Origin of the sequence: Ammoniphilus resinae (genome assembly GCF_017873965.1) — a bacterium.
In the GTDB taxonomy this organism is placed as follows: domain Bacteria; phylum Bacillota; class Bacilli; order Aneurinibacillales; family RAOX-1; genus Ammoniphilus_A; species Ammoniphilus_A resinae.
The window spans coordinates 741,054-767,913 of the sequence record NZ_JAGGKT010000001.1; the positions used below are offsets into that span (position 1 = coordinate 741,054).

General features: G+C 43.2%; 30 protein-coding genes. 27 read left to right on the plus strand and 3 right to left on the minus strand.

Going from position 1 to position 26,860, the window contains the following annotated elements; translation table 11 throughout:
• Nucleotides 1-98 precede the first annotated feature (98 nt).
• On the minus strand, nucleotides 99-1,301 hold the full coding sequence (locus tag J2Z37_RS03625) for a nucleotidyltransferase (RefSeq protein ID WP_209808815.1): 1,203 nt from the start codon (nucleotides 1,299-1,301) through the stop codon (nucleotides 99-101).
• 118 nt (nucleotides 1,302-1,419) lie between these two features.
• Here J2Z37_RS03625 and J2Z37_RS03630 point away from each other — a divergent pair, with 118 nt between their 5' ends.
• The 27 genes from J2Z37_RS03630 to J2Z37_RS03760 all read left to right on the plus strand — a co-directional run bounded on the left by J2Z37_RS03630 (nucleotide 1,420) and on the right by J2Z37_RS03760 (nucleotide 23,953).
• Nucleotides 1,420-1,932: a YceD family protein gene (locus J2Z37_RS03630; RefSeq protein ID WP_209808816.1), complete on the plus strand. Its 513-nt coding sequence runs from the start codon at nucleotides 1,420-1,422 to the stop codon at nucleotides 1,930-1,932.
• A gap of 135 nt (nucleotides 1,933-2,067) precedes the next feature.
• Entirely contained in the window at nucleotides 2,068-2,241 is a 174-nt protein-coding gene (gene rpmF, locus J2Z37_RS03635) for a 50S ribosomal protein L32 (RefSeq protein ID WP_209808817.1), read from the plus strand.
• 139 nt (nucleotides 2,242-2,380) lie between these two features.
• Nucleotides 2,381-2,968, plus strand: a complete 588-nt coding sequence (fapR, locus tag J2Z37_RS03640; RefSeq protein ID WP_245203505.1) for a transcription factor FapR — start codon at nucleotides 2,381-2,383, stop codon at nucleotides 2,966-2,968.
• Entirely contained in the window at nucleotides 2,965-3,978 is a 1,014-nt protein-coding gene (gene plsX / locus J2Z37_RS03645; RefSeq protein WP_209808819.1) for a phosphate acyltransferase PlsX, read from the plus strand. The genes fapR and plsX overlap by 4 nt, the downstream gene beginning before the upstream one ends.
• Nucleotides 3,971-4,984 (plus strand): beta-ketoacyl-ACP synthase III, encoded by a 1,014-nt coding sequence (locus tag J2Z37_RS03650; RefSeq protein ID WP_209808820.1) that lies wholly within the window; start codon nucleotides 3,971-3,973, stop codon nucleotides 4,982-4,984. Before plsX ends, J2Z37_RS03650 begins: the two co-directional genes overlap by 8 nt.
• Nucleotides 4,977-5,915: an ACP S-malonyltransferase gene (fabD, locus tag J2Z37_RS03655; RefSeq protein WP_209808821.1), complete on the plus strand. Its 939-nt coding sequence runs from the start codon at nucleotides 4,977-4,979 to the stop codon at nucleotides 5,913-5,915. The genes J2Z37_RS03650 and fabD overlap by 8 nt, the downstream gene beginning before the upstream one ends.
• 12 nt (nucleotides 5,916-5,927) lie before the next feature.
• Nucleotides 5,928-6,671 carry a 3-oxoacyl-[acyl-carrier-protein] reductase gene (fabG, locus tag J2Z37_RS03660; protein ID WP_209808822.1) on the plus strand — a complete coding sequence of 248 codons (744 nt, stop codon included), beginning with the start codon at nucleotides 5,928-5,930 and terminating at the stop codon, nucleotides 6,669-6,671.
• Nucleotides 6,672-6,756: 85 nt separating this feature from the next.
• Nucleotides 6,757-6,993, plus strand: coding sequence for an acyl carrier protein (acpP, locus tag J2Z37_RS03665; RefSeq protein ID WP_209808823.1), 237 nt, complete (start codon nucleotides 6,757-6,759; stop codon nucleotides 6,991-6,993).
• A gap of 125 nt (nucleotides 6,994-7,118) precedes the next feature.
• Complete coding sequence (gene fabF, locus J2Z37_RS03670; RefSeq protein WP_209808824.1) at nucleotides 7,119-8,360, plus strand: beta-ketoacyl-ACP synthase II; 1,242 nt, start codon at nucleotides 7,119-7,121, stop codon at nucleotides 8,358-8,360.
• A gap of 31 nt (nucleotides 8,361-8,391) precedes the next feature.
• A complete protein-coding gene (gene rnc / locus J2Z37_RS03675) occupies nucleotides 8,392-9,084 on the plus strand; it encodes a ribonuclease III (RefSeq protein WP_209808825.1) in 693 nt (230 codons plus the stop codon).
• 5 nt (nucleotides 9,085-9,089) lie between these two features.
• Nucleotides 9,090-10,163 carry an elongator complex protein 3 gene (locus J2Z37_RS03680; RefSeq protein WP_209808826.1) on the plus strand — a complete coding sequence of 358 codons (1,074 nt, stop codon included), beginning with the start codon at nucleotides 9,090-9,092 and terminating at the stop codon, nucleotides 10,161-10,163.
• Between the two features lie 67 nt (nucleotides 10,164-10,230).
• On the plus strand, nucleotides 10,231-13,800 hold the full coding sequence (gene smc / locus J2Z37_RS03685) for a chromosome segregation protein SMC (RefSeq protein WP_209808827.1): 3,570 nt from the start codon (nucleotides 10,231-10,233) through the stop codon (nucleotides 13,798-13,800).
• A 35-nt stretch (nucleotides 13,801-13,835) separates the two neighbouring features.
• A complete protein-coding gene (gene ftsY / locus J2Z37_RS03690; protein ID WP_209808828.1) occupies nucleotides 13,836-14,843 on the plus strand; it encodes a signal recognition particle-docking protein FtsY in 1,008 nt (335 codons plus the stop codon).
• A gap of 85 nt (nucleotides 14,844-14,928) precedes the next feature.
• Entirely contained in the window at nucleotides 14,929-15,276 is a 348-nt protein-coding gene (locus J2Z37_RS03695) for a putative DNA-binding protein (RefSeq protein ID WP_209808829.1), read from the plus strand.
• Nucleotides 15,277-15,288: 12 nt separating this feature from the next.
• Complete coding sequence (ffh, locus tag J2Z37_RS03700; RefSeq protein WP_209808830.1) at nucleotides 15,289-16,650, plus strand: signal recognition particle protein; 1,362 nt, start codon at nucleotides 15,289-15,291, stop codon at nucleotides 16,648-16,650.
• A gap of 120 nt (nucleotides 16,651-16,770) precedes the next feature.
• Nucleotides 16,771-17,043 (plus strand): 30S ribosomal protein S16, encoded by a 273-nt coding sequence (gene rpsP, locus J2Z37_RS03705; protein WP_209808831.1) that lies wholly within the window; start codon nucleotides 16,771-16,773, stop codon nucleotides 17,041-17,043.
• Nucleotides 17,044-17,080: 37 nt separating this feature from the next.
• On the plus strand, nucleotides 17,081-17,311 hold the full coding sequence (locus tag J2Z37_RS03710; RefSeq protein ID WP_209808832.1) for a KH domain-containing protein: 231 nt from the start codon (nucleotides 17,081-17,083) through the stop codon (nucleotides 17,309-17,311).
• Between the two features lie 56 nt (nucleotides 17,312-17,367).
• Nucleotides 17,368-17,787, plus strand: coding sequence for a YlqD family protein (locus J2Z37_RS03715; protein ID WP_209808833.1), 420 nt, complete (start codon nucleotides 17,368-17,370; stop codon nucleotides 17,785-17,787).
• The gene (gene rimM, locus J2Z37_RS03720; protein ID WP_209808834.1) at nucleotides 17,784-18,299 is read left to right on the plus strand and encodes a ribosome maturation factor RimM; all 516 of its coding nucleotides are present in this window, start codon (nucleotides 17,784-17,786) and stop codon (nucleotides 18,297-18,299) included. Before J2Z37_RS03715 ends, rimM begins: the two co-directional genes overlap by 4 nt.
• A complete protein-coding gene (gene trmD, locus J2Z37_RS03725) occupies nucleotides 18,296-19,048 on the plus strand; it encodes a tRNA (guanosine(37)-N1)-methyltransferase TrmD (protein ID WP_209808835.1) in 753 nt (250 codons plus the stop codon). The genes rimM and trmD overlap by 4 nt, the downstream gene beginning before the upstream one ends.
• Nucleotides 19,049-19,209: 161 nt before the next feature.
• Nucleotides 19,210-19,557 (plus strand): 50S ribosomal protein L19, encoded by a 348-nt coding sequence (gene rplS / locus J2Z37_RS03730; protein WP_209808925.1) that lies wholly within the window; start codon nucleotides 19,210-19,212, stop codon nucleotides 19,555-19,557.
• 135 nt (nucleotides 19,558-19,692) lie between these two features.
• Nucleotides 19,693-20,283, plus strand: coding sequence for a signal peptidase I (gene lepB, locus J2Z37_RS03735; protein WP_209808836.1), 591 nt, complete (start codon nucleotides 19,693-19,695; stop codon nucleotides 20,281-20,283).
• A 14-nt stretch (nucleotides 20,284-20,297) separates the two neighbouring features.
• Nucleotides 20,298-21,185: a ribosome biogenesis GTPase YlqF gene (gene ylqF / locus J2Z37_RS03740; RefSeq protein WP_209808837.1), complete on the plus strand. Its 888-nt coding sequence runs from the start codon at nucleotides 20,298-20,300 to the stop codon at nucleotides 21,183-21,185.
• A 79-nt stretch (nucleotides 21,186-21,264) separates the two neighbouring features.
• On the plus strand, nucleotides 21,265-22,044 hold the full coding sequence (locus J2Z37_RS03745) for a ribonuclease HII (RefSeq protein ID WP_209808838.1): 780 nt from the start codon (nucleotides 21,265-21,267) through the stop codon (nucleotides 22,042-22,044).
• 21 nt (nucleotides 22,045-22,065) lie between these two features.
• Nucleotides 22,066-23,313, plus strand: a complete 1,248-nt coding sequence (locus tag J2Z37_RS03750) for a DotU family type IV/VI secretion system protein (protein WP_209808839.1) — start codon at nucleotides 22,066-22,068, stop codon at nucleotides 23,311-23,313.
• A complete protein-coding gene (locus J2Z37_RS03755; RefSeq protein WP_209808840.1) occupies nucleotides 23,310-23,588 on the plus strand; it encodes an EscU/YscU/HrcU family type III secretion system export apparatus switch protein in 279 nt (92 codons plus the stop codon). Before J2Z37_RS03750 ends, J2Z37_RS03755 begins: the two co-directional genes overlap by 4 nt.
• A 14-nt stretch (nucleotides 23,589-23,602) precedes the next feature.
• Nucleotides 23,603-23,953 (plus strand): YraN family protein, encoded by a 351-nt coding sequence (locus J2Z37_RS03760; RefSeq protein ID WP_209808841.1) that lies wholly within the window; start codon nucleotides 23,603-23,605, stop codon nucleotides 23,951-23,953.
• Between the two features lie 954 nt (nucleotides 23,954-24,907).
• On the opposite strand, the gene sda is transcribed toward J2Z37_RS03760, so the two are convergent.
• Together sda and J2Z37_RS03770 are read right to left on the minus strand one after the other, a co-directional pair.
• Nucleotides 24,908-25,039, minus strand: a complete 132-nt coding sequence (gene sda, locus J2Z37_RS03765) for a sporulation histidine kinase inhibitor Sda (RefSeq protein WP_209808842.1) — start codon at nucleotides 25,037-25,039, stop codon at nucleotides 24,908-24,910.
• Nucleotides 25,040-25,213: 174 nt separating this feature from the next.
• Complete coding sequence (locus J2Z37_RS03770; RefSeq protein ID WP_209808843.1) at nucleotides 25,214-26,731, minus strand: YifB family Mg chelatase-like AAA ATPase; 1,518 nt, start codon at nucleotides 26,729-26,731, stop codon at nucleotides 25,214-25,216.
• Nucleotides 26,732-26,860 lie beyond the last annotated feature (129 nt).

Below are 26,860 nucleotides of genomic sequence, written 5' to 3' on the forward strand. Positions count from 1 at the left end.
TGAGCCGACTCCAACGGAAATGGTCTTCATGAGGCTGAAGAAGACCATTTTCCCGAGCCGACTCCAATGGAATTGGTTATCATTTGAAAATAATTTACTTATTTTATCACCGGTACATACTCGTACTCAGCTCTAGCCCGCCCACCACGCAGCCCCAGCTCATAAACAGAGGTGGCACGAATATCCAGCGCAAGCATCGGATGCGGGTCCCGCGGGATCTTGGTGATGATTGGCAAGGGACAGACTTCTTTGGCCTTCTTTATTAACTGTTTTCCTTTTTCGTTAAATCCTAGAACACGTATGTAAGGAACCCCCTCAGACAAAGAAAAAGATTGCATCTCACTTTTCTTTAGATTCAACAGAAGATAAAGCAGTAGCCGTTGCAATCGGTTCCAAGTGTAGCGTTTAGTTTTCAAATTTTCCATGAACAGATCATAGGATGAATAGAGCATTGCGAATTTCTGCAACCTGTTCTCTATTCCTTCTCCCATTTCATGGATTTGACCAAGCTCTTCTGGCTTTTTAGTAAGAAGGCTATGAAGGACAAAAGGAAAGAATTGATTCCAACTTACTGGAAACCTGTCATTGTTTTTTTCGCGGGAAATAATAGTCGCTGTTGAATTCGGTACAAATGGTGCAATATCCTGAACATCACTCTGTTCAAATATCCGTTTCCGGATTGCTGTAGCACTTGCAATCGAAACGTCGGAAATATCCTCTTGATGATAACCCGCTTTAATTCGTTGAATGGTAACGGGCTGTATGCGACTCCCCAACCGTTTTAAAGCCAACACATAATTTAATCCCAGAATATTATTGGGCTGCTCCAACAATTCGGGGGGGACCCCAACTAAGGCTGAAGCGGCTGCTGCATAAGCCCTAGGATAAGGTAGTCCTTTGTCCAACAAGCCTCGCAGCCGTTTCTTGAAATCGGCAGGTTCATCAATCAATCTTTCCGCCAAAAGATCAATCCAGTGAATGTCACCGCTTTCACTTCCGAAACAGACACAATCGACAACTCCAAAGGAATGTAGGGTGGAAATAGCACCGAAAGCAAACATCTCCGCATTTTGTGTACAGTAAGCTGTTGGCAGCTCTATGACCAGATCGATTCCGATGGAAAGAGCCATTTCGGCCCGAGCCCTCTTATCGACTACAGCCGGTTCTCCCCGCTGCAAAAAATTGCCGCTCATTACAGCAACAGTAGCGTCAGAACCGCTGGCCTTTTTTGCCTGTTGGAAGTGGTATAGATGGCCGTTATGCAGTGGATTGTATTCTACGACAAGTCCAACAACGTTCATATCTAATAAGGTCTCCTTCTGCTTTAATAGGGCAAATTAATTATAATCAAAGCTTTGTTATATTGACAAACGAAAAACGGATCTATATAATAATTTTTGTTGTCTTAGGAGTGATGGAATGATGAAAATATTGCTTCACGAGCTGGAGAAGGCTAAAGGACAAGCATTACCTTTAGAAGGGTTCGTTGATGTGAAATCAGTTCGCCTTGATGGGACGGAGACTTTGACAGATGTGCGTTTTTCTGGAGAATGCCACAAAGAGGCTGATCTTGTCATAGTAACAGGTACCATCACTGGTATTATCCAGGCGAAATGTGCAAAGTGTCTTACGCCAACTGAGTATTCGCTAAATGTTTTGTTTGACGAGAAGTTCTCCGAAGCACCAGTTGATGAAGAAAGTGATATTCATTTCTTTCATTCAGGCATGATTGATCTTTCCCCGTACTTAGTAGAGGCTATAGTATTGGAATTACCATATGTGTATGTGTGTAAAGAAGATTGCCTTGGACTATGTCCGACGTGTGGAACGAATCGAAATGAAAAACAATGCGAGTGCAAAAATGAGCGGATTGATCCGCGTCTAGCAGATCTTGCCTTGTTTTTTGAAAAAAACAAAAGTGATAATAAGTAAGGTTATTTTCTGATGCTGATCATCTTGGTGGTAACATCAGTAAATAATATAGCTTCTACTGGAACAACCCAAGGTTGGTAATCGGTAAGAGGACTTATACAATCATTATCAACTAAACCGAAGGGGGTGGAAGAAATGGCAGTACCTCAAAGAAGAACTTCCAAAACTCGCAAAAGAATGCGTCGTACTCACTTCAAGCTTGAAGTACCAGGAATGGTTAAGTGCCCAAACTGCGGTGAATATAAATTAGCACATCGAGTTTGCAAAGCTTGCGGCTCTTATAAGGGAGAAGAAGTAGTAAATAAATAAGCTGGTTAAAAAGCAAAGCCGATTGTGCTTTGCTTTTTTGTCGTTATTCATATAAATGCTTGCGGGACTTTTTGATTTTCTATATACTGATATTAGTACCAGGTATTAATTTTGTAGAAATTTGTCACTGGTGGTGGGCATGATACCACGTCTAAAAAAGAAAATAAGACAGAAGGAGTTAATGACTGCCTTGCAGTCCAACCCCTTTCTAACAGATGAAGATTTGGCACAGGTATTTTTTGTCAGTATCCAGACGATTCGCCTCGATCGAATGGAACTTGGTATACCCGAATTAAGGGAACGCATTAAGACGGTAGCTGAAGAGAAGTTGGATCCACTCAAGTCGCTATCTGCCGATGAGGTTATTGGTGAATTGGTTGATTTACAATTAAATGAGAACGCGACTTCCATTTTTGAAGTAAAAGAAGAGCATGTTTTTTCCCGGACGCACGTCGCTAGGGGTCATTATATCTTTGCCCAGGCAAACTCTCTGGCAGTCGCTGTGGTTGATGCTGAGGTGGTATTAACCGGTGCTGCAAGGGTTCGCTATGTAAAGCCAGTAATGCTTGGGGAGAAGTTGGTAGCCAAGGCAGTGGTTAGGTCAAGGGATAAAGACCAAACAAAAGTGAAAGTCGAAACAAGGGTTGCTGGAGAATTGGTTTTCAGCGGGATATTTCGCGTGTTTAAGGCATCGAACCTGCATAAAGCAGAGGGGGGAAGACCTTGAAAATTGCTGTTGATGCAATGGGGGGGGACCATGCCCCTGGGGCCATTGTTGAAGGTGCATTGCAAGCTGCTGGGGCTTTTGCAGATGTACATCTGATTTTAGTTGGAGACGAAAAACAAATTCGCCATCATATTGTTGGCGATTGCCCAGATAATATTGAAATCATACATACTACAGAAGTGATTGAATCAGATGAGAAGGAGCCTGCCAAGGCAATTCGCCGTAAACGGGATTCATCGATGGTAATCGCGCTTGAACTAGTTCACGAACAGAAGGCGGATGCGGTGATTTCTGCAGGAAACACGGGAGCCTTTATGGCTGGGGGCGTCTTTATTACGAAAAGAATTGAAGGGATTGAGCGCCCTGCTCTGTCGCCTATCATTCCGTCTATTGCGGGGAAAGGGACGCTTGTCCTTGACGTTGGAGCAAACATGGATGCCAAGCCGGAAAACCTTTTACAATATGCGATGATGGGAACCGTTTATGCCCGTAAGGTGATGGGGGTAGAATCCCCACGGGTAGGGTTGTTAAACGTTGGAACAGAGGAAAAGAAAGGCAATGAACTAACAAAGGAAGCCTTTGTACTCCTTGAAGACAAGCTCCCGAATTTTATCGGGAATGTAGAAGCAAGGGACATCCCTTTTAGTGTTTGTGATGTTGTGGTCTGTGATGGCTTTTCCGGTAATATTTTGTTGAAATCTTATGAAGGAATGGCGGCTGCTATCTTTCAAGTCCTAAAACAAGAATTCACGAGTTCCGTTACTACAAAATTTGGTGCTTTGCTTTTAAAACCGGGCTTTCGGCGTCTAAAGCAAAAAATGGACTATGCAGAATACGGAGGTACCCCTTTATTGGGGCTTCAAAGTCCATGTATCAAGGCCCACGGTTCTTCCAATGCCTATGCGATCAAGAATGCTATTGGTCAAGCCTTGCGTTTTGTGCAAAGCGATGTAATAGGTCAAATTTCTAAAGAAGTCTTAGAACAGAAAAGAGGGAACGATAATGAGTAAAGCGGTGGGGATTCTCGGGACCGGGGCATGTGTGCCTAATAAGGTTCTAACAAATTTTGATTTGGAAAAAATTGTAGATACATCGGACGAGTGGATTGTATCCCGTACAGGAATTCGCGAAAGAAGAATAACAACAGATGAAGAAGCGACATCTGATTTGGCTTATCAAGCTGCCCAGAAAGCATTAGAGGCAGCAGGGATCACAGCTGATCAGTTGGATTTGATTATTGTCGCAACGGTAACGCCTGACACATCCTTTCCTTCCACAGCAAATATCTTGCAGGATCGTCTAGGGGCAAAGAAGGCAGCTGCTTTTGATTTAGCTGCAGCTTGTACTGGATTTTTGTATGGACTGGCAACGGCAACTCAGTTTATCCAAAATGGGTTGTACCGATATGTATTGGTTATTGGCGCTGAATGCTTGTCGAAAGTTGTGAATTGGAGTGACCGGAATACCTGTGTTTTGTTTGGTGATGGTGCGGGCGCAGCCGTTCTAGGACAAGTGGAAGAGGGATACGGATTCCTTTCATTTGACTTGGGTTCCGATGGTTCTGGCGGAGATTTATTGAAAGTCCCAGCTGGCGGTTCCAGGCTACCAGCAACAGAGCACACGATCGCAAATGATCTTCACTATGTGTCAATGGCGGGTTCTGAAGTGTTTAAGTTCGCTGTACGCGTGATGGGGAATTCAGCAGAGGCTGCAATTCAAAAAGCAGGGCTATCAAAAGAGGACATTGACCTGCTTGTACCACATCAGGCCAACATGAGAATTATTGATGCCGCTGTAAAAAGATTCGGGCTTTCGATGGATAAAGTAGTCGTCAATTTAGATCGCTATGGAAATATGTCTTCAGCTTCGATTCCTATTGCTTTGGATGAAGCGGTCCGGACTGGCCGGGTCAACAAAGGAGATCATTTAGTGCTTGTAGGATTTGGCGGTGGTTTGACGTGGGGGGCTACTGTTATGAAATGGGCTGCAAAGGAGAGGAGAGAATCTCATGAGTAAGATTGCTTTTGTCTTTCCGGGACAAGGTTCGCAATATGTAGGGATGGGAAAAGAATTAAATGATCAAAATGCCAAAGCTGCGGAAATTTTTTCACAAGCAAACGAGGCTTTAGGCTATTCTTTGTCGGGGCTTTGTTTTGAAGGTCCAGAGGATGAATTACGACTTACTGCCAATGCGCAGCCGGCCATTTTGACGACGAGCATTGCTGTGCTGGAAACGCTGCGTGGGGAGATGGATCTCACCCCAGCTTTTGTGGCGGGACATAGTCTCGGGGAATATTCTGCACTTGTTTCTGCGGGAGCTATGTCCTTTAAGGACGCTGTTGTTGCTGTACGGGCAAGAGGGTTGTTTATGGAACAAGAGGTACCAGCTGGACAAGGTGGAATGTCCGCAATTCTCGGGATGGAACGAGGGCCTCTTGCTGACATTTGCGCGGCCGTTACAGAAAGCGGAAAACCTGTACAACTGGCAAACCTAAACAGTCCTGGACAAATAGTTATTTCCGGATCAGCAGAGGGAGTCACAGAAGCGGGTCAACTTGCTAAGGAAGCAGGTGCAAAACGGGTTATTCCATTAAATGTGAGCGGACCGTTTCACTCCAGCCTGCTAAAACCTGCAGCAGATAAGTTAGCTGAAAAATTAAAGACATTATCAATTGGTCATGCCGAGGTGCCGGTAGTAACCAATGTGACAGCAGAACCAATTAGCGATGCAGAAGATATTTTCCGTTCACTAGTAGAGCAGGTATATTCCTCTGTTTTATGGGAAGATTCCATTCGTTATATGTTATCACAGGGCGTAGACACCTTTATCGAGATTGGCCCCGGCAACGTACTTGCCGGTCTAATTAAGAAAATTGAGAGAAGTGCGAAGGTGTATTCCATTCAGGATATGTCAACACTTGAAAAGTTTAAAGCAGAGTGGATATAGGAGGTGGATTATTTGTTAACAAATAAAGTAGCAGTGGTTACAGGTGCTTCTAGAGGGATTGGCCGAGCGATTGCCTTAGCAATGGCTGAAGCCGGTGCAGACATTGTTGTCAACTATGCCGGGAATGAAACGGCGGCAAGAGAAGTAGCTGAAGAAATCGAAAAACGAGGACGAAAAGCGCTAATCATTAAGGCAGATGTGTCCAATGCAGAACAAGTAGGTCAAATGGTTCAGCAAACTTTAGACACGTTCGGTAAGGTCGACATTCTTGTCAATAATGCGGGGATTACCCGAGATAACTTATTGATGAGAATGAAAGAAGATGAATGGGACCAGGTCATTGCTACAAACCTAAAAGGGGTGTACAACTGTATCAAAGCGGTGACAAGACCGATGATGAAGCAACGCGCTGGCAGAATTATTAATATCACTTCAATCGTCGGTGCGATTGGCAATCCAGGGCAAGCCAATTATGTTGCTGCCAAAGCAGGGGTGATCGGCCTTACTAAATCCGTTGCCAAAGAAATGGCAAGCAGAGGAATTACGGTTAATGCGGTTGCTCCAGGTTTTATCGATACGGATATGACCGCCCAGCTTTCCGAGGAAATTCAAAGCAATCTGCAGGCACAAATACCACTGCAGCGTTTAGGGAAACCCGAAGATATTGCCTATATGGTTCGTTTTCTAGCTTCAGACCAAGCTGCCTATATTACCGGGCAAACCATGCATGTAGATGGTGGAATGTACATGGGGTAATCCCCAATTGTTTCGGACTTTTTCCAGCCATGGACTAGTTTTCCGCCGTAAGTTTCAGTATAATACCTGAGAGGAGGTGAAGGTAATGGCAGACGACATCTTGGAAAGAGTAAAAAAGATTATTATTGACCGCCTAGGGGTTGATGAAGCAGCGATCGTAGAAACCGCTTCTTTTAAAGAGGATTTAGGAGCTGATTCCTTGGACGTAGTGGAATTGGTTATGGAACTTGAGGACGAGTTCGATATGGAAATCTCTGATGAAGATGCTGAAAAGATCACAACTGTGGGCGATGTAGTGGAATACATAAAATCCCGCAAATAATCATGGAGTCCCGTTTGCAACGGGACTTCATTCCACTCTTAGGTGGGTATTAAATACACCCAGTACTACTTCTCAGTCTCTTCCATAAATAACAGTATCCAAGAATCGTTTGTAGAGGTGAAATTATGAAAAATCGCGTTGTCATTACCGGAATGGGAGTCGTTACTCCACTGGGAAATAAAGTAGAAGAATTTTGGAGAAATTTACTTGCCGGAAAGTCCGGCGTTGATTATATTACGGCATTTGATGTTTCGGATTATCCAACAAAAATTGCAGCAGAGGTTAAGGACTTTAACCCAGAAGATTATATGGATAAAAAAGAAGTGAAACGTACGGATCGTTTCGTTCAATTTGCCCTGGGTGCAGCGAAAGAAGCGCTCGAACATTCTGGGCTTAACATGGATGAAGAAGATCGTGAACGGATCGGTGTCTATATTGGTTCTGGGATTGGTGGACTTGGAACATTTGAAGATCAGCACAAATTGCTTTTGGAAAAAGGTGCTCGTCGTGTGAGTCCGTTTTTTATTCCAATGATGATTGCCAATATGGGCGCTGGACAGGTCTCTATTGCATTGGGGGCAAAAGGACCCAATAGTCTTGCAGTAACAGCATGTGCATCCGGAACTAATTCCATCGGAGATGCCTTTAAAATCATCCAGCGCGGTGACGCTGATGTTATGTTTGCGGGAGGGGCTGAAGCAACGATCCGTCCGACTGGGCTTGCTGGATTTTGTTCGGCGAAAGCACTATCTACCCGAAATGATGAACCGCAAAAAGCTAGCCGTCCTTTTGACAAAGATCGCGACGGGTTTGTGATGGGTGAAGGAGCTGGCGTTCTAGTATTAGAATCACTAGAACATGCACAAAAACGTGGAGCAAAGATCTATGCTGAAATCATTGGTTATGGCATGAGTGGTGATGCCTATCATATGACACAGCCTGCGCCTGAAGGCGAAGGGGCAGCTCGCTGCATGAAGATGGCCATTCGTGACGCTGGTATATCTCCAGAAGATATTGATTACATTAATGCACACGGAACATCTACAAATTATAATGATCGATATGAGACGATGGCGATAAAAACATCTTTAGGTAAGCATGCTTATGAAGTGCCAGTCAGCTCAACCAAATCGATGACAGGCCATTTATTGGGGGCAGCAGGTGCAGTCGAGGCAGTTGCATGTGCATTGGCAATTCGAGATCAGGTTATTCCCCCAACAATTAATTACGAGACACCTGATCCTGATTGTGATTTAGATTATGTTCCTAACGAGGCTCGGGAAGCGAAAATAGATGTTGCACTGTCAAATTCTTTGGGATTTGGTGGTCATAACGCTACGATTATTATTAAAAAATTCGAGGCTTAATTGATTAAAGGTTTATGGCGGTGAAAACACGGTGGATTTTCAACAACTGCAGAATGAAATTGGAGTCAAATTTACGAATGAGAAACTCTTACGGCAAGCATTCACCCATTCTTCGTATGTCAATGAACATCGGGGGAGACCATTCCAGGACAACGAACGATTGGAATTTTTGGGCGACGCCGTGTTGGAGTTAACGGTTTCCCAATTTCTCTTTACTCATTTTCCCAGAATGTCGGAAGGGGAAATGACCAAGCTACGGGCAGCTGTCGTCTGTGAACCCTCCCTGGTTCGTTTTGCTGAATCCCTAAAGTTTGGGAAAATGGTTTTATTAGGGAAAGGGGAAGAACTGACAGGCGGAAGACAAAGACCAGCATTATTAGCTGATGTATTTGAAGCCTTTATTGGGGCCTTATATTTGGACAAGGGGCTGCCTACCGTGTTGGAATTTATGGAGAAATTTGTATTTCCTTACATCAATAATGGAGAATATACAAGGTTAACGGATTACAAAAGTCAACTTCAGGAACATGTCCAACATGACAATTTGGGTGAAATTATATATAGAGTAATTGAGGAGAAAGGACCTGCACATAATCGTGAATTTGTTTCCGAAGTACTCCTTGGAGGCAAGCCGATGGGAACGGGCAGGGGAAGATCTAAGAAAGAAGCGGAGCAACTGGCAGCTGCTGTTGCGCTGCAACAGCTTGGACCAAAAAGAGGGTAATCGGCTTGAAAAATCAAAAACATCGTAGAATTGCTTTGTTTGTCCCCCATCAGGGCTGCCCGAAGGACTGTGTTTTCTGTGACCAATCTAGAATTACAGGTAAGAGTAGAGAAGAACGTTTAACTCCTGAGCAAGTTCGCCGGACAATAGAAGAGCACCTGCAAACTTTGGAGAAGGATGTTTATGTTGAGATTGCTTTTTTTGGCGGGAGTTTTACGGGCTTGCCAAGATCTTATCAGAAAATGTTACTCGAAATTGCTAAAGAATATGTAGATCTTGGGGCTGTTCAGGGAATTCGTTTTTCCACTCGCCCTGATTATATTACCAAACCGATCATGGAGTTCCTTATCTCCTATGGGGTAACAGCCATAGAGTTGGGAACGCAATCGTTGGATGATAACGTATTGCGCTTGTCTCAACGGGGGCATACTGCTGCCCAAGTACACCAGGCAGTGCAAATTATCCGTGAGTATCCGTCGATTCAGGTTGGACTGCAGCTGCTGCCGGGATTACCCGGAGACAGTCGGGAGTTGGTAATGGAAACCGTCCGCCAGGCGATCCAGATGAAACCTGATTTTGTACGTATCTATCCGGCTTTAGTTATTGCGGGGACAGAATTAGAATGGATGTATCGAACCAAACAGTATATCCCGTTATCATTAGATGAAGCGGTTGGATTATGTGCGGAGATGTGGAGAGAATTTATGCGCGCTGGAATCCCAGTGATTCGTCTAGGGCTGCATTCTTCCGATGATTTACGTGCACAAGGGACGATTGTAGCTGGACCTTTTCACCCTTCATTCCGACAACTTGTTGAAATGCATCTTTACCAAAAACTTTTGCAGAAATTGGTCCGGTTGTACGCTGCAAACGGAGTGGAATTTCTGCAAATTCACCCGGCAGATGAAACCTCCCTGCGGGGTATCCAAGGCGGGCATTGGCGTGCCTTTCAACAGGCATGTGGACCTGCACAGCCCAAATTGCTTTTTAATCGTGAGATTCCGCGACATCAATTATGGCTCATGACAAGTGACGGAGCTGTTCATAAACATGCCTTGGCAGAATTGGAATCCAGTTGAACGGCTGGATTTTTTTTTCTTCGAATGGGTTATGATTGAAGCTTTTCACACATAAGGAGGAAGGAAAATGTACTTAAAGCGACTGGAATTAATGGGCTTTAAATCGTTTGCCAACCGTACGGAATTAGAGTTTGTTCCGGGGGTGACCGCAGTGGTTGGACCAAATGGCAGCGGAAAAAGCAATATCTCCGATTCCATTCGCTGGGTTCTGGGGGAACAAAGTGCAAAAACACTGCGGGGAAGCAAGATGGAAGATATTATTTTTGCCGGAAGTGATACGCGCAAGCCCGTAAATTACTGCGAAGTGGCCTTAACGCTAGATAACTCTGACCATACATTAAAAATCGATTATACCGAAGTGACCATTGCCAGAAGAGTGTATCGTTCAGGGGAAAGTGAATATTTTATTAACAAACGAACTTGTCGACTGCGAGATATCATTGAATTATTTATGGATACTGGGGTTGGGAAAGAAGCCTATTCGATCATTGGCCAAGGACGAATTGAAGAAATTCTCAGTACAAAATCGGATGATCGAAGAGGAATATTTGAAGAGGCGTCTGGAATTGTTAAGTATAAGGCAAGGAAAAAAGAGGCAGAAAAGAAAATTGATGAAACCGAAGCCAATTTAGTGAGAATCGCTGATATCATTTCAGAGATTACCGGACAACTAAAACCCCTCCAAGAACAGGCAGAGAAGGCAAGCCTATACCTGGTGTTGAAAGAGGATTTAAAACAACAGGAAGTAGGTTTGTTCCTTTATCATATCGAACGGCTCCATACAGCTTGGAATCTATCCAAAGAGCAGTTGTTTCAGTACAAAAGCCAACATGTCTCACAGACTTCTGAATTGAGTGCAATCGATGCGAACTTATCCAGTTGGCGTTGGAAGTTAAGCGAGCAAGACCAGGAACTAGAAAACTTTCAAATAAAACTGCTTCGGGTGAGCGAAGATGTAGAAAAGGCAGAGGGAAAGCGAGAAGTTCTCCGCGAACGAAAGAAAAATGCCCACGAAAATCACCTCCAAACATTGGAAAAAAAGAGTCAGCTAGAGGCGCGTATCAAGGATTTGCAAGCTCAGCTTGATCTTGAAGAAACAAAAGGGGCCAAGTATGATCACGAATTGGCCGTTGTGAAGAAGCAACTAAAACAGCAAGAACAACTGTTAGGGCAAGTTAGCATTGGACTTGCCACGGATGGTGAACAGTTAAAAAGTGAGTATATTGATTTGCTGAACCAAATTTCTTCAGCTAAAAACGACCTCCGTTATTGTACTGCGGCGATGGAAACCGCATTATTGAAAAAACAACAACTGTCCAAACAGTTAGCACAGCAAACAGAATCAAAAGAGAATATCGATCGGCATCGCACCCAGATCCAGCAGGAGTTAAATCAGATTACACAGGATTTGAACCAGTGTGTTGAAGCTTATAAAGAACTCGCAACAAATAGTCGGGAGAAAACTCAGCGTAAAGACGAATTAACCGGGATTGTCCGTAAATTAGAACAGCGGGCGGAATCGCTCGTTTCTCGTAAAGAGCTACTTGTGGAAATGCAACATGAGTTTACTGGATTCATGCAAGGTGTTAAAGAAATTTTAAAGGCCAGGGATAAGGGGTTTACTGAGATCCAAGGGGCGGTTGCAGAACTCATCGAAGCCCCGTCGGAATTGGAAACAGCGATCGAGGTTGCCTTGGGTGGTGCTATGCAGCATGTCGTTGTGGATCAGGAAAGTTCTGCACGCAAAGCGATCCAATGGTTAAAGGTAAATAAATACGGTCGGGCAACTTTTCTCCCGCTCGATGTCATCCGTTCTAGAAAGATAGGAACTCGGGATGAGGAGACCTTGCAGCAAGTTGAAGGTTTCGTTGGAATTGCCTCCGATCTGGTCAAAACGGAAACAAAGTATCAAAAGATTATTGAAAACCTGTTGGGATCAGTAGTAGTGATGGACTCTTTGGAACAAGCCAATCGTGCCGCGGGAAAAACAGGGTATCGTTATCGTTTTGTGACGCGCGATGGCGACGTAGTCAACCCTGGAGGTTCGATGACTGGGGGGTCTGTCCAACAAAAAAATACAAATTTACTAGGTCGATCACGTCAAATTGAACAATTGGAAGAACAAATCCAGTTAGCAAAAGAAAAACAGGATGAAGCAGTTCAACAATGGAAATTACTTGAAAAGGAAGTAGAAGAAATTCTCATTGAACAAGACCGATTGCGTCTTAAAGGGGAAGAACTGCGTGTAAAGGAACAGGAAATAAAAGGGCGTTTAAATCAATCGCAAACAGAATTTAATAATTATCTAGATCGCTATCGGATTCTAGAGCAAGAGTTAGCTTCTACTGAAGAGGAATGGAAAAAAAATGAAGATAAAAAGAATCATTATTTGGCACTCCTTCAACAATGGGAAGCAGAAGAGAGTAAATTAAAACAAAGAATCTCGAACTTTGAAGCTTATCGAAATGAGTTGCTAGGGAATAAAGAGATTTATACGAATGAGATTACGGAACTTCGGGTAAGAGCCGCTGAGATTGCCAAACAAAAGGAGGCAGTTCTATCGATCATTGCCCGGGTTAATGAAGACTTATCTACCGTTCAGACTGAGTGGGAATCTGTTCAAACGTATCTGCAAACACTGTTTGAATTGATGGAGGGCAATGTCGAGAATGAGGATGAGATCGAAAGCCGCATCATTCAGCTTCGTAAAGATAAAGATAAAACACTGCAGGGAATGGAGTCGATTAAACAGGCTCGTTTGCAGACGATGGAGAAAATAGAGGGGCTTGAAGGAGATTCTAGGTTAGCCAGAAAAAAAGTAAAGGAATTAGAGGATAAACTACATCAGGAAGAGCTAAAAGCCAATCGTTTTGAATTGGAATTGGATAACCAACTTCACAAATTACGCGAGGAATATGAACTTTCCTATGATGTTGCTAAAGAAGGATTTGATAAACCGGAAAATCCAAAACAGACAGAGGAAGAAGTAAGCAGTCTGAAAAAGCGTATACTTGAATTAGGTTCAATTAACGTTGCGGCAATAGAAGAATATGAGCGACAATCCGAACGATTGGATTTCTTGCTATCTCAAAGCAGAGATCTTGAAGAAGCCAAACGCACCCTTCTTCAAGTTATTCAGGAAATCGAAGAAGAGATGTCCAGGCGTTTTTTGGAGACCTTTGAGCTGATTCGCAAGCAGTTTCAGGAAGTATTTTCCCATTTGTTTGTAGGTGGCCGTGCCGATCTGTTGTTATCGGATCCGGAAAATATATTTCAAACAGGGATAGATATTGTTGCCCAACCCCCAGGGAAAAAATTGCAGAACCTTGCCTTGTTATCGGGCGGCGAGAAGGCACTGACAGCCATTGCTTTGCTATTTGCCATATTGCGTGTAAGACCTGTTCCTTTCTGTGTCCTTGACGAGGTTGAGGCAGCGCTCGATGATGCAAATGTTTACCGTTTTGCCGAGTATTTGCGTGAATTCAGCGGTCAAACGCAATTTATTTGTGTGACACATCGAAAAGGTACCATGGAAGGCGCAGATGTACTCTATGGGGTAACCATGCAGGAACAAGGGGTGTCCAATTTAGTTTCGGTAAAACTGGAGGATAAAGCAGCACTGCCGGCACTGGCATAAAGTTCAGATGTTTCGGATAGAGAATGGAGGATGACATGAGTTTTTTTAAGAAGCTGAAAGAGAAAATCTCCCAAAAAACAGATGCAGTTACCGCCAAGTTTAAAGATGGATTAACCAAAACGAGAGATGTCTTCGTTGGCAGGGTTGATGATCTCCTTCATCGGTACAAGAAAATTGACGAGTCTTTTTTTGAGGAACTGGAAGAAATTTTAATCTCCGCCGATGTTGGTGTGAGTACAGTCATGGAATTGGTTGATGGTTTGCGTTCTGAGGTTAAAAAACAAAAAATCGAAGACCCGCAGCAATTAAAACCGCTGCTCTCCGAAAAATTGGTAGGACTTTTTCATAACCAACAATTACAAAGTGGCTTAAATATAGAAGAAGGCCGTTTAAATGTAATTATGTTTGTAGGTGTAAACGGAGTAGGAAAAACTACGACCATTGGAAAAATGGCTCATATGTTAAAACAACAAGGCAAAAAAGTTGTTCTGGCTGCAGGCGATACATTCCGCGCGGGGGCTATTGAACAATTGGAGGTTTGGGGCCAGCGGGTAGGCGTTGAAGTGATTAAGCACCAAGCGGGTGCAGACCCTGCGGCTGTGATATACGATGCCATTTCTGCAGCTCGTTCCAGGGGCGCAGATATTTTACTTTGTGATACAGCAGGAAGGCTACAGAATAAAGTTAACTTAATGGAAGAGCTGAATAAGGTCTACCGGGTCATTTCCCGTGAAGTGCCAGACGCTCCCCATGAAACCTTGCTGGTATTGGATGCGACCACCGGGCAAAATGCAATGAGTCAAGCGAAGGCATTCGGTGAGGTCACGAAGGTCTCTGGCATTGTATTAACAAAACTGGATGGAACAGCCAAAGGTGGGATTGTCATCGCTATTGCGGGTGAACTGAATACTCCAGTGAAATACGTCGGTTTGGGCGAAAAAATGGATGATTTGCAACCCTTTGACCCTGAACAATTCGTGCACGCTCTGTTTGCCGGGTTAATGGAAGAATACGACGAAGGGAATTCGCTTGACAATCCATAGAAAAATCCGTATTATAATTTCCTGTAAAGATTTTTTCTTGACTATACTAACTGGCTAAACCAATCTCATTCTTTAGGGGAAACCAATGCTGGAGAAAACGAACCGAATAAACCTGCTATTCGATTTTTATGCTCCTTTACTTAAAGAAAGGCAGGTACAGTTCTTGGAGATGTATTATCGCGAGGACCTTTCTTTGAGTGAAATCGCAGAGATAACGGATGTCAGCCGACAGGCTGTATTTGATCAATTGAAACGTACGGAAGCTGTTTTAGAGCAGTATGAAGAAGGGCTGCATTTATTAGCACGGTACCAAGAGCGTAAGCGTCGGTTATCAGAGCTCTTGGCTGCTGTAGAACAGACAGATGAATATAATCAAGACAGGATCAAGGCTCTAGTGAAGGAGTTAGCCAGATTTGAGTTGGAACAAGGGTGAGGAGGCATAAGCATGGCCTTTGAAAGTTTAGCCAATCGCTTGCAGGCAACCTTCGATCGGTTGCGTGGCAAGGGAAAAGTAACAGAGGATGATGTCAACGAAATGATGCGGGAGGTTCGTCTCGCGTTACTAGAGGCTGATGTCAATTTTAAAGTCGTTAAAGAGTTTATCGCCAAGGTAAAGGAAAGAGCAATTGGACAGGAAGTCCTAAAGAGCTTAACACCTGGTCAACAGGTAATTAAAGTCGTCAATGATGAATTAACCCAACTTATGGGTGGCGAACAAAGCAAAATTGCTCTTGCCAGTAAGGCTCCTACGGTCGTAATGATGGTGGGGTTGCAGGGTGCCGGAAAAACGACGACAACTGGAAAACTTGCGAAATACTTGCAAAAACAAAACCGTAGACCACTTTTGGTAGCTTGTGATATTTATCGGCCTGCAGCAATAAAGCAGTTGCAAGTGCTCGGTGAACAATTGAAAGTCCCTGTCTTTTCACTTGGCGATCAAGTAAGTCCAGTGGAAATAGCCAATCAGGCAATTGAACAAGCTAAAGCAGAACATAATGATTATGTGTTAATCGATACAGCGGGTAGGCTGCATATTGATGAAAAATTAATGGATGAATTGAAAGATATTCGTGCTACCGTGAATCCACATGAAATTTTACTCGTTGTCGATGCAATGACAGGGCAGGATGCCGTAAACGTTGCGGAGAGTTTTAATCAGCAGCTGGAACTATCAGGGGTTGTACTGACTAAGCTGGACGGGGATACCCGCGGTGGTGCCGCCTTATCAGTAAAAGCTGTAACGGGTAAACCCATCAAGTTTGCGGGGATGGGTGAAAAAATGGATGCACTTGAACCTTTCCATCCGGAACGCATGGCATCCCGAATCCTAGGGATGGGGGATGTGCTGACTCTCATTGAGAAAGCCCAAGCAAATGTTGACCAAGATAAAGCCAAAGAATTAGAACGTAAAATGCGCAAAGCAGAATTTACGTTTGAGGACTTCTTGGAACAGATGGCCCAAGTGCGAAAACTCGGCCCATTAGATGACCTGCTTGGTATGCTTCCTGGAATGAATAAGGTTAAAGGGATGAAAGATCTGAAAGTCGACGAAAAAGCATTAAATCGCGTAGAAGCGATTGTGAAGTCGATGACGAAGGAAGAAAAGCAAAATCCTGAGTTATTAAAAACAACCAGCCGCAAGCGGAGGATTGCCCACGGGAGCGGGACGAGTATTCAGGAAGTCAATCGTTTCATTAAACAATTTGAAGAAATGCGCAAAATGATGAAGCAATTTACAAAAATGACAGACCAGGCGAAAAAGAAAAAAGGAAAAGGGTTGTTTGGTAAGTTTCCTTTTATGCAGTAAATCAGGTTGATAGGAGTCTTTCATCTTTTAGGAATATGGAAGTTCATTAAAGTGTGAAGATAGAAGACCTTATTATATATATTACAACAATAAATCTAAACTTTTAGGAGGAATATTAAGATGGCAGTAAAAATTCGTTTAAAGCGTATGGGTGCAAAGAAATCTCCGTTCTACCGTGTAGTAGTAGCTGATTCTCGTTCTCCAAGAGATGGCCGTTTCATCGAAGAGATCGGATATTACAATCCAGTATCAAATCCTGCTGAAGTAAAAATTGATGAAGAAAAGGCAGCAAAATGGATGCTAACAGGTGCTCAACCTACAGATACTGTTCGTAACCTATTTAGCAAAGCTGGTATTCTGCAAAAAGTTCACGAAGCTAAAAACCAGAAATAATTAAGAAACGAAAAAACGAAGGGTGGCATAGCTTGCAATGAAACCGTTAATTGAAGGCATTGCTAAAGCATTAGTAGATCATCCAGAAGAGCTTCATATTCGTGAAATTGAGAAAGATCGACTGACAGTTTATGAGATATCTGTTCATGCTAGTGATATGGGTAAAATTATCGGCAAGCAAGGGCGGATTGCCAAAGCCTTAAGGACTGTAGTCAACGCAGCAGCAATCAAGGAGAATAAACGTATCGCTATTGATATTGTCCAATAAGCTGGGAATTGCCACAACGGCAATCCCGGCTTTTTTCCTTCAAAGGAGAGGATGACATGGTGAAAATCAAAAGACCAATTATCGTAAAGATGGTTTTAACGGGACAAGTGCGTTTGCAGTTAGAAAAGGAGTATAAGCAAACGATCAGAAAATATGAGATGGAGCTCGAACAGCTTCAATTTCAAAGCAAAAAGCTGCTCCAAGAAGCTTCAAGAAAGGGAGTAGAGGCGCAACGCTTAGTTCAGGATAGACTAACGAAAGAAGAGAGAGTGCGAAAGGAAAAAATCGTTGAGTATAAAGATTTGATATCTCAACTGGCTTTGGTACCTGACGGGAGTGAAATTGAATACGCCCAGTTGGAAGGAGAAGTGGAGGTTAATGTAGGTGATGATTGGGATAAACTAATCGGAAGTGCTGAAATTGTCGTGAAGGACGGCATCATTGTGGAAATAAGGAATGAAGGTGAAAGAAGATGATTGAAAAGCTGTATGACGTAGGGAAAATTGTTAATACACACGGGATCCGAGGAGAATTAAAGATTATTTCTGTAACCGATTTTCCAGAGAAAAGGTACAAAAAGGGCAGTAAATTATATCTATCCCACCCATCTCTGAAAGAGCCTATTACAGTAACCATTGAATCGGCACGAGAACATAAAAATACATACATAGTCAGCTTTGAAGAATTTTCCTCAATTAATGATGTTGAGAAATATAAAGGTGGTAAATTGCAAATTCGTGAGGAAGACCGTGTCGAACTGGAAGAAGATGAATTCTATTATCAAGATATTATAGGCTGTGAAGTATGGTCGGACCAAGGTGAGAAATTGGGTGTAATCAAAGAAATTCTTACCACTGGCGCCAATGACGTTTGGGTTGTAGACGGGGAAAAAGAAATTTTGTTGCCTTATATAGACGATTGTATTTTAGCGGTTGATCTTGATCAAAAGAGGATCACGGCACATATTATGGAAGGATTAATTCCATGAAAATCGATGTATTAACATTATTCCCGGAAATGTTTCCGGGTGTCTTGGAGAGTAGTATCATTGGAAAATCCCAGGAAAAAGGATTAGTTTCCTTTCGGGTCGTTAATTTTCGCGACTATGCAGTCAATAAGCACGGGCAGGTAGACGATTATCCTTATGGCGGCGGTGCGGGAATGATTTTGCGGCCTGAACCGCTTTTTGAGGCTGTGGAAAGTTTGCTTGATGGGTCTAATCCTGAGGAACAAAAACCGAGGATCATTTTGCTTTGTCCCCAAGGGGAACGCTATAGCCAGAAAAAGGCAGAAGAACTGGCAAAGCAAGAACATCTTATCTTACTTTGTGGTCATTATGAAGGCTATGATGAGAGAATTAGACAGCATCTCGTCACAGATGAGATCTCGATCGGCGATTTTGTTCTGACTGGTGGGGAACTTCCGGCTATGACTCTAATTGACAGCGTTGTTCGATTGCTTCCAGGGGCACTGGGGAATGAAACATCAGCCATGACGGATTCCTTCAGCACTGGACTGCTTGAACACCCTCACTATACACGGCCAGCGGAATATCGCGGGTGGAAGGTTCCCGATGTTTTGCTGTCTGGACATCATGGTAAAATTGAGGAATGGAGAAAGATGGAGTCCTTACGCCGAACACTGACAAGAAGACCGGAATTACTAAATCAATTTAAAGATAATCCTCAGATCATAAAGCTGCTAGAAAAAATAAAGATTGGACAAGATTTAAGTTGAATTCATATTTTTCCTATGTTAAACTATTTCTTGTGGGATTTTTAAACCCAGTGATTTCGGTGGTCCTCTTTTGTCTGAGGATGAGAAATAGATGTTAGACAAACCTCCAAACTCTAACTCGGCCTCGCAATACGAACACTGTCATGGAAGGAGGGAATGATATGAATCAGATCATTCGTGAAATTACAAAAGAACATCTTAAAGCTGATATTCCTGCATTTCGCCCTGGTGATACTGTGAAGGTTCACTTGAAGGTTATCGAGGGACAACGCGAAAGAATTCAGGTTTTTGAAGGTGTAGTTATTAAGCGCCGCGGTTCTGGAGTCAGTGAAACATTCACCGTACGTAAGATCTCTTACGGGGTTGGTGTTGAACGGACATTGCCATTGAACTCACCAAAGATCGACAAGATCGAAGTAGTTCGTTATGGTAAGGTACGTCGTGCTAAGTTGTACTACCTACGCAGCCGTGTTGGTAAGGCAGCTCGTATTAAAGAAATCCGCAGATAGTTGCAAAAAAAGGAGCTTGGGAACAAGCTCCTTTTTTGGCGTTACAAGGAAATATGTGGTTTTGAAGAGAATTTCTTATGTAGTCCCTTTTTTGTACATATAATGAATGAGAGATGGTGTGAGGAGGAGTGGGCTATGGAAAATCATGAACCTGTCCAGGAAGAGGAAGAAAGGAATCCAAAGAAAAAAAACGAGCTCTGGGAATGGCTAAAAGCATTAGCGATTGCGATCATCCTAGCCTTTGTCATACGCTCCTTCCTTTTTGCCCCCTTTGTTGTAGATGGTACATCGATGATGCCGAATTTGCACGATCGTGAAAGACTAATTGTAACCAAGTTGATTTACTTCTTTGAACAGCCAACAAGGGAAGAAATTATTGTTTTTCATGCAACCGAAGACCGAGATTATATCAAACGTGTCATTGGTGTGGGCGGCGACAAGGTTGAGGTTCGTGATGACCAATTGTACATTAATGATAAGCCGGTTGAAGAACCTTATTTAGCACAATATAAAGAGAAGGCCCATGCCGAAGGTGTTCCCTTAACGGCAGATTTTGGTCCAATTAACGTGCCAAAGGGTGAATTATTCGTGATGGGGGATAACCGGCGGAACAGCAAGGACAGTCGTGCTATTGGGACTATCTCCTTAGATCGCGTTGTAGGAAGAGCGGATGTCGTATTCTGGCCTTTGGATGAATTTCGCTTCCCAAACAAAACAGTAAAATAAGCAGGTGAAGAAAGATGACGATTCAGTGGTTTCCGGGCCATATGGCCAAAGCACGCAGACAAGTGACGGAAAAACTGAAATTGATTGACGTCGTGATTGAATTATTGGATGCCAGACTTCCGATGGCCAGCCAAAATCCAATGATCGATGAAATTGTGAAAGATAAACCGCGACTCGTTTTATTAAATAAAATTGATTTGGCGGATCAAGAAGTGACTGAACATTGGATTCGCTATTTCCGTGAGCGGGAGATAACTGCATTGCCCATTGATGCCTTATCAGGCAGAGGGGTTCATAAAATTGCAGAGAATTGCCGAAAACTAGTTGAGCCTATTATGGAAAAACGCAGAGCAAGGGGAATGAATGAGCGGGCTGTACGCACGATGATTCTAGGGATACCAAACGTGGGGAAATCGTCTCTAATTAACCGGTTATCCGGAAAAAAGGTAGCGCAAACAGGTGATCGGCCTGCGGTTACCAAGTCACAGCAATGGGTTAAAATGGGAGAACTTGATTTATTAGATACACCAGGAATCCTTTGGCCCAAGTTTGAAGATCCGTTAGTCGGTTTAAGGTTAGCTGCAAGCGGCGCAATTAAAGATGAAATCCTGGACTTCGGGGAAGTTGCCCTTTTTGTTGTAGAATACCTGAAGATGTATTACCCTGCGTTGCTGATGGAACGCTTTAAGCTAGAGGAACTACCAGATGATCGGATTGTTTTATTAGAAGAGATCGGGAAAAAAAGAGGCTGTTTGATGGGCAGAGGAATGATTGATTACGATAAAGTAGCAGAGCTTCTTTTACGAGAGCTCCGTTCAGGAAAAATTGGCGCGATTTCTCTTGAGAGACCAAACGATCAATTTACGATGGAAATCCTTCAACCGCAGTTTTCCGAAAGCTAACCACAAACTTTTCAGTGTGATACAATGAACGTACAGGCGAGGGCCTGTGCGTTCATTTTTTTTCAAGGGGAATTAACGAATGGTTGAATTAGACAAATTGAAAATTCGAGAAATAAAGGAATTGTTACATGATCACACCTTGGATGATCAAATGGTTCAAGCTCTGAAACAGGATAAACGATCTGGGGTGCAACTGCTGCTTAGGCAATACGAAAGGATTCGTGAAAAGCAGCGGCAAAAGGAAGAACAGTGGACCCGCATGAATGCCTATGAGAATCAATTAAGGCAGCAGGGATATAAGAAAATAGCCGGGGCAGATGAGGTCGGCAGAGGACCCATTGCCGGTCCTGTCGTAGCTGCAGCCGTCATCTTACCTGATGATTTTTATTTACCAGGATTGGATGACTCCAAAAAATTATCCCCACAGATGAGGGCAGAATTCTACCAGGTTATTGTAAATGAAGCAATAGCTTACTCGGTTGCCTTTGCTGATCAAGACGTAATTGATCAGATAAATATCTATCAAGCTACATTACAAGTTATGCGAGAGTCTGTTAGGCAACTCGATATTCAACCAGAGATCTGTCTAATTGATGGACTTAAAGTTTCCGGACTTAGCACGGAACAGTTGGCGATTGTAGGGGGAGACCATCTAAGTGTAACCATCGCAGCAGCCTCAATTATCGCCAAAGTAACCAGGGATCGCTGGATGACAGAAGCAGCGAATACCTATCCAGAATACGGCTTTGAACGGCATGCCGGCTATGGTACACCTGAGCATTTGCAGGCGATTGCAGAACATAGTCCTTGTCCATTACATAGAAAAACGTTTGCTGGTGTGAAGGAATGGATTGGTTAGCGCTGTTGAAGGGGGATTCATGTGGTCACGGGAACACTATTGCAAAATCTAATTAGAAGTTTGCCTGTATATTCTGGACCAAAGCTTGAGTTTACTGCCGGACAAATAGTCAAAGGCACGGTCTTGCGAAATCTGCCTAATAGCCAGTCTTTGCTGTCCGTTGACGGAAGACAAATCATTGGCAAAATGGAAGTGAATCTTAATGCCGGTGAACGTGTATGGCTGCAGGTGCAGTCAACAGGGCAGCCTGTCATGCTGCAAGTGATTAAGCAATTTGATAAGCAAACGGGAAAGCCGAGGGCAGTGGGAGGGAGGATCAATGATCTGGCTTCCGCGCTAGGTTTTGAAGATGAAGAGAGTAAAGGACTTTTATCAAAACTGGTAAGTGAGCAAATTCCTGTTCCACAATCGATGTTAAATAATATTTTTGCGATTAACAAGACCGGTGAGCGGGACCTCTCTGACGCCATTGTTCTGTCATTAAAAAGAGGGTATCCGGTGACAGAGGAGACGGTGAAATCGGTTGACCAATTTGTCAGTGGACCACATTTAGGTGAGTTGTTGGCGTTATGGGAGAAAGAATATAGGAGTATCGATGGCGATAAATGGTCCTTCCCATGGGGTGATAAGGTGCTTTCGCTTCTTGCCAGGCTTAGGCAGGGATCCCCCGCAAGTGCTGAAATGTTAAGGGATTTTCTGCTGGATCTTGGCCTTGGGTGGGAAAAGAGACTTGTCGGGTCAAATGACATCGATGCTTACGTTGAGCAATTAAAACCATTGCTTCTTCAGATAAGAGGGAATTTAGCAGACACCCCTTCGTTGTCTCCCCTTGCTGAGGTCACGGATCAAGTAATTCGCTATATCACAGGTCAACAACTTTTTCTTACCCCAGGACAATTTCCACTGCAGCAGCTGTTGCTTTCCATCCCTCTGTTTGAGTCCTCTTTTGTGCAGATTGAATCGAGAAGGGATCCATTGGGCCAAGTTGACCCCAACCATTGTCGGCTTTTATTTTTTCTTCAGTTAGCGAAAATGGGAGAATTACTGATTGATGTACAAATAAGGGAGCGGATGGTTTCGGTTGATTTTACCGGGGAAGATCCAAGCTTGCAGCCATTGATCGAATTCTTTCGGAATGATTTATCGAAAGCCTTAAAGGAAACAGGATACCAGCTTTTGTCCGCAAGAGTTAGAAAAGTAGGGGTTAGTAAAGGGGTGGAAGCAAAGGGGTTTCTCCAACCTTATAAAGGGGTGGACTTCCGAATATGAGCGGCGAAAAACGAAAAAAAGCAGTTGCCATTAGTTACAACCCTGATTTATATGATGCACCAACGGTTACCGCAAAGGGAGCAGGGGCGGTTGCTGAGCGGATTTTAGAGAAGGCAAGAGAACATGGGGTACCAGTCCAAGAGGATCAAAGCTTAGTTGAAGTGTTGGCTGCTATAGATTTGAATACCCAGATTCCACCTGAGCTGTATCAAGTGGTAGCAGAAATTTTAGCTATGGTCTATAAAATGGAGAAGAAATCGGAGGGATCAACCTGAGCCAATTTAGCAAATTGGAACTCGGTAAACTAGGGGAAGAAGAGGCAGAACGATTCTTAAGATTAAGAGGGTATCGGATCTTAGGGAAAAATGTGCGTATGAAACGCTACGAGATTGATTTGATTGTGATGAAAGAGGATACTATTGTTTTTGTAGAAGTAAAGACTAGAACCAAGGAGGAATTTGCCAAGGGGTACGAGTCTGTTAATCATGCTAAGCAAGCTAGAATTCGCAAGGCAGCCACTCTCTATCTCATGCAATCGCGGTTACCCCTGTTGGAGGTTCGGTTTGATGTGATCTCGGTTGGATATAATTCAATGGGGGAGAGTCCGGCAAATATTCTCCACTTTAAAAATGCTTTCTAGAAAAAATAGGCTTAAAAATGGGGATTTGCCTCACTTCAATTATGTTCCATATGACGTATAGTATAGTGTACTCGACGCGAAAGACTCCTCCATTAAAGGCTGACCTAAATGTATAGGTTGGTCTTTTTTTTATTGAGGATAAGAATACATAAGTTTTGTTTTTTGGGTACAGAGGTTAAGTTTATTTGTAACTATAAAGGCAAGGGGGATTTTGCTCAACTTATATGTGTTCGGTGCTCGGCTGTGTCCTCTCCAGGTGCAGATGGGCCTTGTAGCCGCGATATCCTTGTTTCTCTTTATTGGCCTTATGGGTGGAGGGAAGGAGGGACCAGGGACATAAAAGGGAAAAGTCAGTGGAGAGCAGGGTAAAGGGTGTTAAGTGATAAGATTGTATGCAAGTGTCAGGAAACAACGCTATTCCTGACACGATTGAGGTGAAACCTTAGCTAGTAGTCAGGAAACAACGCTATTCCTGACACGATTGGGGTGAAACCTTAGCTAGTAGTCAGTAAACAACGCTATTCCTGACACGATTGGGGTGAAAACCAAGCAAGCAGTCAGGAAACAACGCTATTCCTGACACGATTGAGGTGAAAACCATGCAAGCAGTCAGGAAACAACGCTATTCCTGACACGATTGAGGTGAAACCTTAGCTAGTAGTCAGGAAACAACGCTATTCCTGACACGATTGGGGTGAAACCTTAGCTAGTAGTCAGGAAACAACGCTATTCCTGACACGATTGGGGTGAAACCTTAGCTAGTAGTCAGGAAACAACGCTATTCCTGACACGATTGGGGTGAAACCTTAGCTAGTAGTCAGGAAACGAGGAAAGTTTCCACAGAAACTCCCAAAAAGTCCTGAGATCGCTTCTAAAATATCTAACCTACCATCTGCGCGGATTAAAGTATTCAAAGAATCCCCCAAAAAAATAAAAATCCAGCAAGAAGCTGGATTATATAAGTTCTAGATCAATATTTCGCTGATAAATTTCTTCTAAAAGCAAGTTGATAAAATCTTGTTCAAGTTCGAGGTTCAGAGATTTACGATAGGCGTCAATAAGAGCTTCATCAGTTAAAAGTTTCATATTTTCACCTCGTTTTCATATAATTAACCATAGTATATCATCCTCCATAAAATGGAACAAGCGTTCCGATATCCACAAGAAACTGTGGATAGTTTGGGGATGGCATGTGGAGAAACTTGTCGAATCCGCATGAGAACAACTAGGATAATGTGAGTTCAAGTTATCCACAACCATTTAAATGGAAAAAATATTTTTTTCTTGGGTACGGAACTGTACGGCTTCTGCAATATGCTGTTCGATAATAGTTTCGCTTGAATCTAGATCAGCGATGGTTCGAGCTAACTTTAGAATCCGGTGGAGTCCACGGTGGGAAAGGCAAAAATGTTGATAGACCTGGCGGAGCATCGATTTGGCCTTGGGGGACATAATGCAAAATCGTTTGATCTCGGCCAAATCCATCTCACTATTGCGTTTACCTGAACTAAATCTATCTTCTTGCCATTTGATTGCAGATAGAACCCGTTTTTGTATGGCTTGAAGCGGGTTTTCTTCAACTTGTGTATGAAAGGGGTCAATTTCTTGCCTGGGCACTTCCACGCGGATATCGAAGCGATCTAACAAAGGCCCGGAAATTCGGTTTTGGTATCTTTCAATTGCAGGGCTGCCACAGCGACATTGATGGATGCCATCTGGAAAACCAAAATACCCGCATGGACAAGGGTTCATGTTTCCGATAAGCATAAAATTAGCAGGAAAGCTTACAATTTGTCGATTGCGATGCAATTCTATCCTCCGCTCCTCCAGAGGCTGCCGCAGAAGATTCAAGACCTGTCGAGGGAACTCGCAGATCTCGTCCAAATACAGGACCCCATGATGGGCAAGAGTAATTTCACCAGGTTTTAACAAGGCGCCGCCCCCGATTAGCCCAACAGATGTAATTGAATGATGTGGTGCACGAAAGGGACGTACATTGACCATAGGATGATTTGTTTTTCCATAGGCACTATAGATCTTCATAACCTCTATCATTTGTTCGACGGTTAATGGCGGAAGGATTGATGGTAAAGAAGAAGCAAGAAGAGTCTTTCCGCTTCCTGGGGGACCAACCATTAAAATATGATGAGAGCCGGAAGCTGCAATTTCCAATGCTCTTTTTGCTTGTTGCTGTCCAATGATTGCCGAGTAATCGTTTGTATTGAATGAATGTGAATGCGAATGGAAAGGTAGTTTTCTTGCTGAATACGGGGGATGTTTAAAAACAACTGGTAGATCTTTAAGATATTCCAAGGGATATGTGAGAAGTCCGGAGAGGCTAGCTTCAGGAGCATTTTCTAGGGGGACGATAATTCTTGTAAACCCTCTTTTCTTTGCTGTAAGGGCCATGGGAAGAATGCCGCGAATCGGTTTAATCTGACCGTCTAAAGATAATTCGCCAATCAATAGTGTTCTATCGTCTAATTGAATAGGTGCTTGCCGCGAGGCGCTTAGGATTCCAACTGCAACAGCCAGATCATATGCCGCACCAATTTTCTTCAAACTGGCAGGGGCTAAATTAATCGTGATTCGTCCAAGTGGGAAGGCAAAGCCGCTATTCCGAATGGCAGAGCGAACTCTTTCTTTTGATTCCTTCACTGCAGAATCCGGGAGCCCAACAAGGGAATATTGAGGGAGCCCTTTCGTTAGGTCTGTTTCAACCTCGACAATAAATCCATCAATTCCTATGATTCCAGCACTATAAGTTTTGTAAAACAAGAATCGACCACCTCCTAATTTTATCCACATAGGAATGTATAAATCTTCCTCAAAAGTAGCTTTTCTTAATACAAAAATATAATTCTCTTTATCTATTAAAATCCCTTCAACAAATTAAAAATTAATTTT

Coding starts and splice junctions, on each gene's coding strand:
- J2Z37_RS03625 (WP_209808815.1), bottom strand. CDS start 1,301: ATGAACGTTGTTGGACTTGTCGTAGAATACAATCCACTGCATAACGGC.
- J2Z37_RS03630 (WP_209808816.1), top strand. CDS start 1,420: ATGATGAAAATATTGCTTCACGAGCTGGAGAAGGCTAAAGGACAAGCA.
- rpmF (WP_209808817.1), top strand. CDS start 2,068: ATGGCAGTACCTCAAAGAAGAACTTCCAAAACTCGCAAAAGAATGCGT.
- fapR (WP_245203505.1), top strand. CDS start 2,381: ATGATACCACGTCTAAAAAAGAAAATAAGACAGAAGGAGTTAATGACT.
- J2Z37_RS03650 (WP_209808820.1), top strand. CDS start 3,971: ATGAGTAAAGCGGTGGGGATTCTCGGGACCGGGGCATGTGTGCCTAAT.
- fabD (WP_209808821.1), top strand. CDS start 4,977: ATGAGTAAGATTGCTTTTGTCTTTCCGGGACAAGGTTCGCAATATGTA.
- acpP (WP_209808823.1), top strand. CDS start 6,757: ATGGCAGACGACATCTTGGAAAGAGTAAAAAAGATTATTATTGACCGC.
- fabF (WP_209808824.1), top strand. CDS start 7,119: ATGAAAAATCGCGTTGTCATTACCGGAATGGGAGTCGTTACTCCACTG.
- smc (WP_209808827.1), top strand. CDS start 10,231: ATGTACTTAAAGCGACTGGAATTAATGGGCTTTAAATCGTTTGCCAAC.
- ftsY (WP_209808828.1), top strand. CDS start 13,836: ATGAGTTTTTTTAAGAAGCTGAAAGAGAAAATCTCCCAAAAAACAGAT.
- J2Z37_RS03695 (WP_209808829.1), top strand. CDS start 14,929: ATGCTGGAGAAAACGAACCGAATAAACCTGCTATTCGATTTTTATGCT.
- ffh (WP_209808830.1), top strand. CDS start 15,289: ATGGCCTTTGAAAGTTTAGCCAATCGCTTGCAGGCAACCTTCGATCGG.
- rpsP (WP_209808831.1), top strand. CDS start 16,771: ATGGCAGTAAAAATTCGTTTAAAGCGTATGGGTGCAAAGAAATCTCCG.
- J2Z37_RS03710 (WP_209808832.1), top strand. CDS start 17,081: ATGAAACCGTTAATTGAAGGCATTGCTAAAGCATTAGTAGATCATCCA.
- J2Z37_RS03715 (WP_209808833.1), top strand. CDS start 17,368: ATGGTGAAAATCAAAAGACCAATTATCGTAAAGATGGTTTTAACGGGA.
- rimM (WP_209808834.1), top strand. CDS start 17,784: ATGATTGAAAAGCTGTATGACGTAGGGAAAATTGTTAATACACACGGG.
- trmD (WP_209808835.1), top strand. CDS start 18,296: ATGAAAATCGATGTATTAACATTATTCCCGGAAATGTTTCCGGGTGTC.
- rplS (WP_209808925.1), top strand. CDS start 19,210: ATGAATCAGATCATTCGTGAAATTACAAAAGAACATCTTAAAGCTGAT.
- lepB (WP_209808836.1), top strand. CDS start 19,693: ATGGAAAATCATGAACCTGTCCAGGAAGAGGAAGAAAGGAATCCAAAG.
- ylqF (WP_209808837.1), top strand. CDS start 20,298: ATGACGATTCAGTGGTTTCCGGGCCATATGGCCAAAGCACGCAGACAA.
- J2Z37_RS03745 (WP_209808838.1), top strand. CDS start 21,265: ATGGTTGAATTAGACAAATTGAAAATTCGAGAAATAAAGGAATTGTTA.
- J2Z37_RS03755 (WP_209808840.1), top strand. CDS start 23,310: ATGAGCGGCGAAAAACGAAAAAAAGCAGTTGCCATTAGTTACAACCCT.
- sda (WP_209808842.1), bottom strand. CDS start 25,039: ATGAAACTTTTAACTGATGAAGCTCTTATTGACGCCTATCGTAAATCT.